At 64.7% G+C, this 12642-nt stretch carries 12 protein-coding genes; 6 read left to right on the forward strand and 6 right to left on the reverse strand.

Translation table 11 applies throughout. From position 1 onward, the window contains the following. Positions 1 to 371: 371 nt before the first annotated feature. The 5 genes from CLU88_RS00275 to CLU88_RS00295 all read right to left on the reverse strand — a co-directional run bounded on the left by CLU88_RS00275 (position 372) and on the right by CLU88_RS00295 (position 6127). Entirely contained in the window at positions 372 to 1616 is a 1245-nt protein-coding gene (locus CLU88_RS00275) for an ArgE/DapE family deacylase (RefSeq protein WP_099654877.1), read from the reverse strand. Further along, complete coding sequence (gene uraD, locus CLU88_RS00280; RefSeq protein ID WP_099654878.1) at positions 1613 to 3391, reverse strand: 2-oxo-4-hydroxy-4-carboxy-5-ureidoimidazoline decarboxylase; 1779 nt, start codon at positions 3389 to 3391, stop codon at positions 1613 to 1615. Before uraD ends, CLU88_RS00275 begins: the two co-directional genes overlap by 4 nt. Positions 3392 to 3468: 77 nt before the next feature. Then, entirely contained in the window at positions 3469 to 4419 is a 951-nt protein-coding gene (gene puuE / locus CLU88_RS00285; protein WP_099654879.1) for an allantoinase PuuE, read from the reverse strand. Between the two features lie 50 nt (positions 4420 to 4469). Then, positions 4470 to 5135: a GntR family transcriptional regulator gene (locus CLU88_RS00290; RefSeq protein ID WP_099658530.1), complete on the reverse strand. Its 666-nt coding sequence runs from the start codon at positions 5133 to 5135 to the stop codon at positions 4470 to 4472. A 68-nt stretch (positions 5136 to 5203) separates the two neighbouring features. Further along, positions 5204 to 6127 (reverse strand): LysR family transcriptional regulator, encoded by a 924-nt coding sequence (locus tag CLU88_RS00295; RefSeq protein WP_099654880.1) that lies wholly within the window; start codon positions 6125 to 6127, stop codon positions 5204 to 5206. A gap of 169 nt (positions 6128 to 6296) precedes the next feature. Between CLU88_RS00295 and CLU88_RS00300 the strand changes: the two genes are divergently transcribed. From CLU88_RS00300 to CLU88_RS00310, 3 genes are all read left to right on the forward strand, one after another. Next, positions 6297 to 7385 (forward strand): tartrate dehydrogenase, encoded by a 1089-nt coding sequence (locus CLU88_RS00300; protein WP_099654881.1) that lies wholly within the window; start codon positions 6297 to 6299, stop codon positions 7383 to 7385. A 92-nt stretch (positions 7386 to 7477) separates the two neighbouring features. Beyond that, positions 7478 to 8473, forward strand: coding sequence for a tripartite tricarboxylate transporter substrate binding protein (locus CLU88_RS00305; RefSeq protein WP_099654882.1), 996 nt, complete (start codon positions 7478 to 7480; stop codon positions 8471 to 8473). 170 nt (positions 8474 to 8643) lie between these two features. Beyond that, positions 8644 to 9960 (forward strand): glycerate kinase, encoded by a 1317-nt coding sequence (locus tag CLU88_RS00310; RefSeq protein WP_099654883.1) that lies wholly within the window; start codon positions 8644 to 8646, stop codon positions 9958 to 9960. 63 nt (positions 9961 to 10023) lie between these two features. On the opposite strand, the gene CLU88_RS00315 is transcribed toward CLU88_RS00310, so the two are convergent. Next, complete coding sequence (locus CLU88_RS00315; protein ID WP_099654884.1) at positions 10024 to 10257, reverse strand: hypothetical protein; 234 nt, start codon at positions 10255 to 10257, stop codon at positions 10024 to 10026. A 106-nt stretch (positions 10258 to 10363) separates the two neighbouring features. Between CLU88_RS00315 and CLU88_RS22630 the strand changes: the two genes are divergently transcribed. The 3 genes from CLU88_RS22630 (at position 10364) to CLU88_RS00325 (ending at position 12621) form a co-directional block, all read left to right on the forward strand. After that, the gene (locus CLU88_RS22630) at positions 10364 to 10567 is read left to right on the forward strand and encodes a hypothetical protein (RefSeq protein WP_143225916.1); all 204 of its coding nucleotides are present in this window, start codon (positions 10364 to 10366) and stop codon (positions 10565 to 10567) included. An 81-nt stretch (positions 10568 to 10648) separates the two neighbouring features. After that, positions 10649 to 11272, forward strand: coding sequence for a tyrosine-type recombinase/integrase (locus tag CLU88_RS00320; protein ID WP_099654885.1), 624 nt, complete (start codon positions 10649 to 10651; stop codon positions 11270 to 11272). Positions 11273 to 11451: 179 nt separating this feature from the next. After that, positions 11452 to 12621 carry an HD-GYP domain-containing protein gene (locus tag CLU88_RS00325; protein ID WP_056057405.1) on the forward strand — a complete coding sequence of 390 codons (1170 nt, stop codon included), beginning with the start codon at positions 11452 to 11454 and terminating at the stop codon, positions 12619 to 12621. Positions 12622 to 12642 lie beyond the last annotated feature (21 nt).

Below are 12642 nucleotides of genomic sequence, written 5' to 3' on the forward strand. Positions count from 1 at the left end.
GGGCGGTATCGGTTTATGCGTATGCTGCATGGCGCCCCCTCATTGCGCGCAAGGCTCGCGCCGCAGGGGCCGCAGCGTTCTCATCAGTCGCCCCCGGCCAGACGGGGCCGCCGATGTGCGGCAAGGCTGGCAAGGTGCCCCGCAACGCACAGGTAGGGCGGCGGGCAGTTGCCCTGCGGTTGGCTGCAGGGCAGGGCTGAGGACTGAGATTGGCCACAGGATAACCCGATTGTTGGGCAACCTGAATGAAGTCTGACTAACCCATTGGTATCAGATGCCGGGGTTTTCAAAGGCTTCGCGGGGGCTTTTGGGGCTGTGCGGCATGCCAGCCAGGTGTGCTGGCCGGCATGTGTGCATGCCCACCGCACCGCTCAGCTAAGCAGATCGCTCAGCGCCCGTGCGATCACCTTGGTGGCGCGGCGCAGGTCTTCGAGCTGAAGGCGCTCGTCAGCGCGTTTGGCGTGCGATTCGAGCACGGTGCGCGGCCCTGCGCCATAGATCACGCCGGGAATGCCGCGCTCTACATACAGGCGCACGTCGGTGTACAGCGGGGTGCCCACGGCGGGCACGGGCTCGCCCAGCACCGCCTGTGCGTGTTTCTGGATCGCATCGACCAGCGGCTGGTTGCCCGCCAGTGGCGTCATGGCGTTGGCCAGCAGCAGGCGTTTGATCTCGACGCTGAGCCCGGCGCGCTCGGCCGTGGCCTGCGTGATGGTGTGGCGGATGGCGGCCTCCACTTCCACCGGGTTTTCCTCGGGGATCATGCGGCGGTCGAGTTTGAAGGTGACCTTGCCCGGTACCACGTTGGTGTTGGTGCCGCCTTCGATGCGGCCCACGTTCAGGTAGGGGTGCTTGATGCCCGCGACGTTGGACGTGACCTTCTTGTACTCGTCGTTCTGCGCGTACAGCGCGTTCAGGATGTGCACCGCGCCCTGCAGCGCATCCACGCCGGTGTGGGGCACGGCGGCGTGGGCCATCTTGCCGTGCACAGTCACTTCCATTTGCAGGCAGCCGTTGTGGGCGGTCACCACCTCGTAGCTGAAGCCAGCGGCAATCATCAGGTCGGGCTTTGTGAGGCCGTTCTTCAGCAACCAGCCAGGGCCCAGTTCGCCACCAAATTCTTCGTCGTAGGTGAAGTGCAACTCCACAGCGCCCTTTGTTGGCTTGGCCACGGCTTCCAGCGCCCGCACGGCAAAGGTGAAGCTGGCAAAGTCGCTCTTGCTCACGGCGGTGGCGCGGCCATACATCTTGCCGTCTGCGATTTCGGCGCCGTAGGGGTCGTGGGTCCAGCCCTCACCGGGTGGCACCACGTCTCCGTGGGCGTTCAGGGCAATGGTCTTGCCGCCATCGCCCGGCGCTCCGTAGGGGCGGCGCACGATCAGGTTGGTGATGGACTCCATGCCGTATGCCTGCACATCGGCAGCGGGCACAGCGTGCTTCTCGGCCTCGTAGCCAAAGTCTTTGAGTAGCTCTGCCGTGCGTTCGGCATGGGGCGCATTGTTGCCGGGCGGTGTGTCGGTGGGCACGCGTACCAGGGCCTGCAAAAAGCGCACTTCCTCGTCAAAGTGCTGGTCAATCCAGGCGTCCAGCGCGGCGTAGTTGTTGTTCGTAGTCATGGTTGTGGTTCCTCGGCAAGTTGGCGCAGCACCTGGGTGAAGGCGTCCACGGCCAGCTGCATATCGTTGTTGGTGGTGGATTCGAGCGGGTTGTGGCTGATGCCCGAGTTTTGGCCGCGCACGAACAGCATCGCCTGCGGCATGATTTCGTGCAGTTTCATGGCGTCGTGCCCCGCGCCGCTGGGCATGCGGAACACCGGTACACCCAGGGCATCCACAGCACGCTCCCAGTGGTGCTGCAGCGCGGGCGCGCTGGGTGCCGCGGCGGCGCGCATGGATTCTTCCAGGGTGTAGCGCAGGCCGCGCCGCTGGGCAATGCGGGCGAGTTCGTCCAGCACATCGCGCACTAGTGCATCTCGCTGCGCGTCGGTGGGGGCGCGCAGGTCCAGGCTGAATTGGCAGCGCCCCGGCACCACATTGATGGAGCCGCCGGGCACGTTGAGCAGACCAATGGTGCCCACCGAGTCTCCGTCCCGCGCGGCGCGTTGTTCTATGAAAAGCGCCAGCTCGGCCACGGCGACGGCGGCATCGCGGCGGCGGTCCATGGGGGTGGTGCCCGCGTGGCTGGCGGTGCCAATCATCTCGGCCACAAAGCGCACGCCGCCGTTGATGGAGGTGACCACGCCCAGGGGCAGGTCCAGTTCGTTGAGCACCGGGCCCTGTTCAATATGCACTTCGATAAAGCCCAGGTACTGCGCCGGGTCGCGCTGCAGCTTGGCAATGTCGTCAATGCACAGGCCTGCATGCTGCATGGCTTCGCGCATGGTCACGCCGTCGGCGTCCTTCTGGTCCAGCCAGGCGGGGTTGAAGTGGCCAATGAGCGCGCCCGAGCCCAGGAAGGTGGCCTTGTAGCGCTGGCCTTCTTCTTCGGCAAACCCGATGACCTCAAGGCCGAAGGGCAGGCGTTTGCCCGCGCGGTGCAACTCGCGCACGCAGGCCATGGGCACGAAGATACCCAGGCGCCCGTCGTACTTGCCGCCGTTGCGCACCGTGTCGTAGTGGCTGCCGGTCATGAGGTAGCGCGCGCCTTCCGTGGCCGGGTGGTAGCGGCCCACCACGTTGCCGACGGCGTCCACCTCCACCTCGTCAAAGCCGCAGTCGCGCATCCAGTGGCTGATGCGCTGGGCGCAGGCGCAGTGTGCGTCGGTCAGATACGTGACGGTGAGCTGGCCCTTTTCGGCAAAGCCGGGGTCGGAGTGTTCGGCCAGTTTTTCCTGCCAGTCCCACACGTCGTTGCCCAGCACGGGCTCGGCGGCGAACTTGTCGCCCAGGCGAATCTCGGCAATTCGGTGGATGTTGCGCAGTGCCTCGGCCAATTCAAACTCGGGGTGGTTGTCCAGCCGCCGGGCGAAAGTCTCGATGATCTCCTGCTTGGGCAGGCCCGTGCCGCGCGGCCCACGCACCGCCAGGATGAACGGGAAGCCAAAACGCTCGTTGTACGCAGCGTTGAGCTGCTGAATGCGCTCAAACTCCTCGGGCGTGCACTGCGTCAAGCCCGCCTTGCTTTGCTCGTGGGTGGATTCGGCGGTGAGGCTCTTGGCCACCATGGCTTTGCCCGCCAGCTCGGGGTGGGCGCGGATCAGGCCGAGCTGCGCCTCGGTGCCCGCCGTGCGCACCACTTGGGCCAGCGCATGCTGCAGGTGCGCCATGCTGCGAAAGGGCCGCTGTGCCAGGGCTTGCTCGGCAATCCAGGGCGAGTGTTCGTACAGCCCGTCCAGCAGCGCCAGCGCTTCGGTGGGGCTGGCGGCGTTGAGTTGTTCCAGGGTCAGTGGCATGGTGGGTGCTTCAAAAAAGTGAGCTGCTCGCGCTTGATTGATAAGCGCTGGAGGCCAATTTGATTCATCAATGGGGCTCACACGGCGGGCGCCGGGTGGTGCTGCGCCCAGTGGCGGGCAATGTCGATGCGCCTTGCCACCCATACCTTGTCGTGCTGCGCAATGTGGTCCAGAAAGCGCTGCAGCGCCGTGATGCGGCCCGGGCGGCCCAGCAGGCGGCAGTGCATGCCGATGCTCATCATCTTGGGGGCGTTGTCACCGGCGGGGTCACCCTCGGCGTACAGCGCGTCGAACGTGTCCTTCAGGTACTGGAAGAACGGGTCGGCGTGTGAATAGCCCTGGGGCAGGGCAAAGCGCATGTCGTTGCAGTCCAGCGTGTAGGGCACGATGAGCTGGTGCACCGCCGTGCCGTTGGTGCGCTGCACCTTCATCCAAAAGGGCAGGTCGTCGCCGTAGTAGTCGCTGTCGTAGGCAAAGCCGCCAAAGTCGGCCACCAGGCGGTGGGTGTTGGGGCTGTCGCGCCCGGTGTACCAGCCCAGCGCTCTTTCGCCGGTCATGCGCTCAATGATGTCCATCGCCTCCTGCATGTGGGCGCGCTCCACCGCTTCGGGGATGTGCTGGTAATGGATCCACTTGAGGCCGTGGCAGGCAATCTCGTGGCCCAGTTCCACAAAGGCCGCCGTCAGCTCGGGGTGGCGCTGCAGCGCGGTCGAGACGCCAAACACCGTGAGCGGAAGCTTGCGCTTTTCAAACTCGCGCAGGATGCGCCACACGCCGGCGCGCGAGCCGTATTCGTAGATGCCTTCCATGCTCATGTGCCGCTCGGGGTAGCTGGCGGGGTTGAACATTTCCGACAGGAACTGCTCGCTGCCCGCATCGCCATGCAGCGTGGCGTTCTCGCCGCCTTCTTCGTAGTTCAGCACAAACTGCACCGCAATGCGGGCGCCGCCGGGCCACTGGGCGTGGGGCGGGTTTTTGCCGTAGCCGATCAGGTCACGGGGGTAGGGGGCGGTGGCGTCGTAGATCATGGTGGGTGGGCTTGAAAGGGGCGGGTCAGGCTGCACTGCCAAGACAGGGTTCAAGACAGCGCCAGAGACAGGTCGTTGATGGGCGCTGGGCGGTCAAAGATCAGGCTTTCTTCCACATGCAGCAAATGTGCCTGCATGAGCTGCACGGCGTGCTCTTCGTCCTTGGCCCCCAGGGCTTTGACGATGTCGGCGTGCTCTTCGTGCGAGTGTTCGGCAGCGCTGGCGCTTTGGTACATCAGCGTGATGAGCGAGCAGCGCGAGATCAAATCGCCCAGCATCTGCGCCAGCACCTGGTTGCCCATCAGCTCGGCCATGCGCACATGGAAGTCGCCCAGCAGCTCGGTGCGCTCGGGCGCGTCGCCCTGGGCCACGGCCTGCTTCTCGCGGGCCACATGCTCGCGCAGGGCGCGCAGCTTGGCGGGGGTGACCTGGCGCATGAAGGCGCGCACCATCTCGGCTTCGAGCATGCGGCGCACGGCAAACACCTGGCGCGCCTCGTCGGCGGAGGGGGCGGCCACAAAGGCGCCCCGCGCGGGCTCCAGCCGCACCAGGCGGTTTTGCGCCAGCTGAAACAGCGCCTGCCGCACCAGCGTGCGCGACACCCCAAAGTGGTCGGCCAGCTTTTGTTCGGCCAGCTTGGTGCCCGGCTGCAGGCGGTGCTCGACGATGGCGCGGGTCAGGCGCGAAACGATGAGGCTGGTGGTCGAGTTGTCCATGCGCTGCATGATAGCCGCAAGCGGTGTTTTGTATACACTTTTGGTGGACTGTTTAAGGTGAAAAGGGCTCAATCCCCCGGCGTGCTGCTGGCAAACCGCCCCACCAAAAAGTCCACAAACGCCCGCACCCGCGCCGCCGCCTGGTGGCGCTGGGGGTAGATGGCGTAGATATCGGCCGGGGGCGTGTGGTGGTCTGCCAGCACCTGCACCAGGCGGCCGCTGCGCAGGTAGCGGGCCACGTCCCACTCGGCGCGCATCACGATGCCGTGGCCCTCCAGCGCCCAGTTCACGGCGATCTCGCCGTCGTTGGTGCTCAGGCCGCCGCGCACCTTCACCACCTCCACCGCGCTGCTCTTGCGGGCAGGGCTCAGCCGCCACTGGCCGTAGGCGTCGTCGCCCTGGCGTATGCCTATGCAATCGTGGCGGGCCAGGTCGCTCGGTATTTTGGGGGTGCCGCGCTGCGCCAGGTAGGCGGGCGATGCGCACAGCAGGCGCCGGTTGGGGGCAATGCGCCGTGCAATCACGCGCGCGTCGGGCGGCTCGCCAAAGCGGATGCACACGTCAAACGCGTCCGACGCCAGCGGCGGCGGGTCTACCGACAACTGCAGCTGCACCTGCACTTGCGGGTGGCTGCGCACAAAGTCCGAGATCAGCGGCGCAATGTGGCTGCGCCCAAAGCCCAGCGTGGCATTCACCCGCAGCAGCCCCTGCGGGGTGGATTGCGTGCGCGAGACCAGCTGCTCCATGTCGGCAATGTCGGCCAGGATGCGCCGCGCGTGCGCCAGATAGGTCTCGCCCTCGGGCGTGAGGCTGACGCGCCGCGTGGTGCGGTTGAGCAGCTGCACGCCCAGCCGCGCCTCCATCTGCGCCAGGCGCTTGCTGACGGCGGGCGTGCTCACGTTCAACTCGCGCGCCGTGGCCGAAAAGCTGCCGCAGCGCGCCAGCAGGCTGAAGAACGCCATCTCGGAAGGGGCAGAAAGCGGTGTGCTCATTGTTTCTTTCAAGTTAACAACAGGATAACTTGAAGGGTGTCTTTTTGAATCCGTTGCTCGTTAGATTTGCCCCATGGCGGCTTTGTGAACCGGTTCTCAGGCCAAGACCCCATGGATGCCGAGAACACCCCGCCACCGCAGACCCCCCTTCAGATCAGGAGACCATGACATGACACAAGCCACCCCCAAAACCCACCGCATCGCCTGCATCCCTGGCGACGGCATTGGCAAGGAAGTGATTCCCGCTGGGCAAGAAGTGCTGCAGGCCCTGGCCGCATCCCAGCCCGGCCTGGCGTTTGAGTTCACCAGCTATGGCTGGGGCGGCGACTGGTACCGCGCCCACGGCGAGATGATGCCCGCCGATGGCCTGGCGCAACTGCGCGGCCAGGACGCCATCCTGTTCGGCTCGGCGGGCGACCCACACATCCCCGACCACATCACGCTGTGGGGCCTGCGGCTGAAGATTTGCCAGGGGTTCGATCAGTACGCCAACGTGCGGCCCACGCGCATCCTGCCGGGCATTGATGCGCCGCTCAAGCGCTGTGCGCCGCAAGACCTGGACTGGGTCATCGTGCGCGAAAACTCCGAGGGCGAATACGCCGGTGTGGGCGGTCGCGCCCACCAGGGCCACCCCATCGAGGTGGCCACCGACCTGAGCGTGATGACCCGCGCCGGGGTCGAGCGCATCATGCGCTTTGCCTTCCGCCTGGCCCAGTCGCGGCCCCGCAAGCTGCTCACCGTCATCACCAAGAGCAACGCCCAGCGCCACGCCATGGTGATGTGGGACGAGATTGCGCTGCAAATCAGCCAGGAGTTTCCTGATGTGAAGTGGGACAAGGAACTGGTAGACGCTGCCACCGCTCGCATGGTCAACCGCCCGGCCACGCTCGACACCATCGTCGCTACCAACCTGCACGCCGACATCCTCTCGGACCTGGCCGCCGCGCTGGCGGGCAGCCTGGGCATTGCGCCCACCGGCAACATCGACCCCGAGCGCCGCTACCCCAGCATGTTCGAGCCCATCCACGGCTCGGCCTTCGACATCATGGGCAAGGGCCTGGCCAACCCCGTGGGCACGTTCTGGAGCTGCGTGATGCTGCTCGAACACCTGGGTGAGTACGCCGCTGCAAAGCGCCTGATGGCAGCCATAGAGCAAGTCACCGCCGATGCCACCTTGCACACCGGCGACCTGGGCGGCAAAGCCACCACAGGGCAGGTGACACGTGCTGTGTGCGAGCGACTGGCCACCGCTGCCTGAATCCCTCTGAATCCATTTCCCCCGCCAATACGCTCCCGACAAGAGGCGTGAGGGTGGGGCACCCCTTCGCAGAACGATATTGGAGACAAGCCATGACCACGTTTCAATCCCCCAAGCGCCATACTTTGCGCCACTTGGCAGGCGCTGCCCTGCTGTGCGCTTTGGCTACCACGGCCGCAGCCCAGGCCTGGCCCACCAAAGCCGTCAGTCTGGTCGTGCCCTTCCCCGCCGGGGGCACGACGGATGTGCTGGCCCGCGCGCTGGGGCAAGAGCTGGCCAAAAGCCTGGGCCAGCCCGTCATCGTGGAGAACAAACCCGGTGCAGGCGCCACGCTGGGCGTCGACTTTGTGGCGAAAGCCAAGCCCGATGGCTACACCCTGCTGATGGGCGCGGTGCACCACACCATTGCCACCAGCGTGTACCGCAAGCTGGCGTACGACTTTCAAAAAGACCTCGCCCCTGTCACCACCGTGGCCATGGTGCCCAATGTGCTGGTGGTGCAGGCCGATGCGGCCACGCCCATCCGCACCGTGCCCGAGCTGATCGCCCAGGCCAAGCGCGCCCCGGGCAAGCTCACCTTCGGCTCCAACGGCAACGGCACGGGCCAGCACCTGATTGGCGCGCAGTTTGAATCCATGGCCGGGGTGCAACTGCTGCATGTGCCCTACAAGGGCAGCGGCCCCATGACGACCGACCTGCTGGGCGGGCAGATCACCATGTCGTTCGACACCATCACGCCCGTGCTGCAACACATCAAGGGGGGCAAACTGCGTGCGTTGGCGGTGACCACGGCCAAGCGTTCTGCCGCGCTGCCCGATGTGCCCACGCTGGACGAAGCCGGGCTCAAAGGCTTTGACCTGGGCACCTGGTTTGGCGTGCTGGCCCCCGCAGGCACCCCCAAAGACGTGGTCACGCGGCTGAACACCGAGATGGTCAAGATCATCCAGTCGGCCGACTTCCGCAAGAAGATGGACGACATTGGCGCCGACCCCATTGGCAACACGCCCGAGCAAATGGCCCGCCAGATCAAGGACGACACCGAGCGCTTTGCGCGCCTGGTGAAAGAGGCCAAGGTGGTGCTGGAGTAGGGCGGGGAACCGGTCTGCGGACGGCTTTCAATGGGGCATCCCGATGCTTCCAACACCCGATCTGGCTGCGCTGGTCGATGCCTCACACGCCGATTCGATAAGCTCCGCGTGAACGGCTCAAGCAGGTTCGTGCCGGATCAATCACCCAGCCTGCACCACAATCCCAAGCCATGACCTTGCCTGACCCCCACCAGCACCCCGCCGCCTTCTTGCGCCACCTGTACGACGTGGCCGTTCAACGCGCCCAGCCCCTGCAGGGCCTCAAAGAACATCTGCCCGCCCCGCCCAAAGGCCGCACCCTGGTGTTGGGCGCAGGCAAGGCCGGGGGCTCCATGGCGCAGGCGCTGGAGGCGTTGTGGCCCGCCGACGCGCCGCTCAGCGGCCTGGTCGTTACCCGCTACGACCACATCCCGCCCCGGCCGATCGGGTTGGCGCAGCGCATTGAAGTGGTTGAAGCCGCGCACCCCGTGCCCGACGCCGCAGGCCTGCAGGCGGCCGAGCGCATGCTGGCGCTCACCCAGGGCCTCACGGCCGATGACCTGGTCATCTGCCTCATCTCTGGCGGCGGCTCGGCCCTGCTCACGCTGCCAGCCGACGGCCTCACGCTGGCCGAGAAGCAACGCATCAACAAAGAACTGCTGGCCAGCGGTGCCGCCATTGGCGAGATGAACTGCGTGCGCAAGCACCTCTCGCGCATTAAAGGCGGGCGGCTGGCCGCAGCCTGCGCCCCGGCGCGTGTGGTCACCCTCACCATCAGCGATGTGCCGGGCGACGACCCCTCCATCATCGCCAGCGGCCCCACGGTGCCTGACGCCAGCACCTGCGCCGATGCGCTGGCCATCCTTGCCCGCTACCGCATCACCGTGCCCCCCGCCGTGCGCGCCGCGCTGGAGGCGGGCTTGCTCGAAACCCCCAAGCCCGGCGACGCCGTGTTTGCAGGGCACGCCGTGCACCTCATCGCTACCCCCCAGCAGTCGCTCGAAGCCGCTGCCCAAGCCGCCCGTGCCGCAGGCTGGGCCGCGCACATCCTGTCGGATGAAATCGAAGGCGAATCGCGCGAAGTGGGCAAAGTGCACGCGGCCCTGGCCCGCGCCGTGGCCCAGCGCGGCGCCCCGTTTGCGCGCCCCTGCGTGCTGCTGTCGGGCGGAGAAACCACGGTGACGGTGCGCCCCCGCCCCGAAGGCGCCCCCAAAGGCCGGGGCGGCCGTGCGGGCGAGTTCTGCATGGGCCTGGCCCAGGCCCTGCAAGGCCAAAGCGGCGTGTGGGCCCTGGCGGCCGACACCGACGGCATCGACGGCGTGGAAGACAACGCAGGCGCCATCGTCACCCCCGACACCCTGGCCCGTGGCCGCGCCCAAGGCCTGCGCCTGGACGACCACCTGGACCGCAACGACGCCTATGGCTACTTCAGCGCACTGGGCGATCTGGTAGTGACCGGCCCCACGCACACCAATGTGAATGACTTCAGGGTGCTATTGGTTTTGTAGCTGCTCGCGCTTGTGTATCAAGCGCTAGAGGCCTGAAAGGCTTGAGGCTTGAAGGAGGAGGCCTCACACGGAAAGCGCCTGCTCCACGGCCGCCTTGGCTTCGTCCAGGCTGCCGAAAAACCGCATGGGCTGCGGCGTGGCCTTGGGCAAATGCGCTGGCGGCGGCCACAGCCGTTCCCCCGCCCAGGTGGCATTCCAGCCGCCAATGTCTTTGCCTTTGAGGGTACAGATGGCTTGCCCATCGACCATTGCGACCCAGCTGGTGGGTGGCTGTTGAGTCCAGCTGACGTGTGCCATAGCGCCTTTGCGTGGTGGATTGGGCCCAGTGTAGGGAGGGTGGCGGGAGGGCGGGCACTCTGGAGAACCCTGAGGGGTGGGGTGCGTGCAACAGGTGAGGGACCGCGTGTTGCTGCGTTTGGAACCGGGCAGGCTTTTTCTTTCTGGAGTAAGCGCTGCATTTGGTCAGGCGCAATCGGTCGCAGCACGCGATTGGCCGACTGCTACAGGCTGGTTGCTGTCGCTCGACCCGAAGTCGTTGAACGACTGCTGCGATCGAGAGCAGACAGTGAAGAACATCACTGGGCGTTTTCTGAACCGCAAGAACTGACATAGCTACCGTGGTCACTCGTGGACAACGGCATCTAAAAGGCGCATCGTATTTGTCCCCTCTACTCGATGGGAGACCATCATGGAATCCGCTCCAGTCGTCGTTCATCGCGAGCCTTGGAACAAAGGGAAAATCGTTGGTCAGAAGGCTCCCTTCAAGCCTAAAGACATCTGGGCGCTACGCGTGCGCCTCCAGATGGAGAGCCGGGTGCGCGATCTTGCACTCTTCAATCTGGGAATAGACAGCAAGCTGCGCGGATGCGACCTGGTCGCCCTCAAGGTTCGCGATGTTTGCCATGGCGACCAAGTCGCCTCGCGAGCAATGGTCTTGCAGCACAAAACCCAGCGCCCCGTCCAATTCGAGATAACGGCGACCACCCGTGAAGCACTTCAGCAATGGATCAAGGCAGCCGGACTGAAATCAGAAGACTTTCTTTTTCCGAGCCGACTTCACAAGTCTCCGCACCTCGGGACGCGCCAGTACGCCCGGATTCTCGAGCACTGGGTGGTGCAGCTTGGGCTCGATCCAGCAGAGTATGGAACGCACTCCATACGGCGCACCAAGGCTACGCTCATCTACCGGAGAACCAAAAACCTACGTGCGGTCCAGCTACTACTGGGCCACTCAAAAATCGAATCAACTGTCCGCTACCTTGGCATTGAGGTTGACGATGCTCTTGAGCTATCCGAACAGACCGAAATCTGAGTTGAGAGAGCACCGTATTTCCATAGCGAGACAGCCCTTGGGGGCAGGCCTTAAATCACCCCTGAACTCGGAGTGCTGCCCTTCGATCCAACTTAGGTCAATTGAGCACTTGTCAAACTGTCCCGTGTAAGGAATAGTTAGGCTGATGAGGGGCCTACGCCTTGGAGGGATGATTAAAGATGCTCAAACAGTCCGAGGATTCTCCGCGTCCACTGGTACTTGCTGTCGATGACTCTTCAGACAATCTTTGGGTACTTTCCGGCCTCCTCAAAGATCAGTACCGGGTGAAATTGGCAGGGTCTGGCGAAAAAGCGCTGCAGATCGCGCGCAGCATCCCAGCACCAGACTTGATTCTGCTGGATGTGATGATGCCGGACCTCTCCGGCTATGAGGTATGCCGCCAGCTCAAGGCGGCTCCGGCCACGCGGGATATTCCCATCATCTTCCTGACGGCCATGACGGGGACGGAGGATGAGAAGGTCGGGCTGGCATTAGGCGCTGCCGATTTCATCACTAAACCAATCAACCCTCCAATCGTGCTTGCCCGTGTGGCGACCCAGCTTCAGGCCAAGGCGGGTGCCGATTTCCTGCGCGACCAAAATCAGTTTTTGCAGACGGAAGTCCACAAGCGCACGCGCGAACTCGCCGCTATCCAGGATGTCACCATCCTGGCCATGGCGTCCCTGGCAGAGACCCGCGACAACGAGACCGGCAACCACATCCGCCGCACGCAGCACTATGTGAAGGCGCTAGCCACAGCGCTAAAGACGCATCCGCGCTTCAGCACTGCACTGAGCGATCACGTGATCGACATGCTGTACAAGTCGGCGCCGTTGCACGACATCGGCAAGGTTGGCATCCCGGACCGGATTCTTCTCAAACCCGGGCGGTTTGAGCCGCATGAGTTCGAGATCATGAAGACGCATACGACCCTGGGCCGAGACGCGATACAGCATGCCGAGGACCAGTTGGGCATGCCGGTTGAGTTCTTGCAATACGCCAAGGAGATCGCCTATGGCCACCAAGAGAAATGGGACGGCAGCGGCTACCCACAGGGCCTGGCGGGCGAGGCAATTCCCCTGTCTGCGCGCATCATGGCCGTGGCCGATGTCTACGATGCACTGATCAGTCGTCGTGTCTACAAGGACGGGATGCCACACGAGAAAGCGGTGGACATCATGCGCGAAGGCCGAGGCTCGCATTTCGACCCCGACATCCTGGATGCCTTTCTCGGCATGCTCGAAGAGTTTCAGCGCATTGCTCAAAAATTTGCCGACAGCGACGCGGAAATGGCCGACAAGGCCAAGCACCTGGAATTGGCGACTGCGGTCATTCAGCCTTCTTCCTGAGCTCAATAGGTTCCCAGGCAG

The sequence above is a fragment of the Acidovorax sp. 56 genome (assembly GCF_002749705.1).
In the GTDB taxonomy this organism is placed as follows: Bacteria; Pseudomonadota; Gammaproteobacteria; order Burkholderiales; family Burkholderiaceae_C; genus Acidovorax.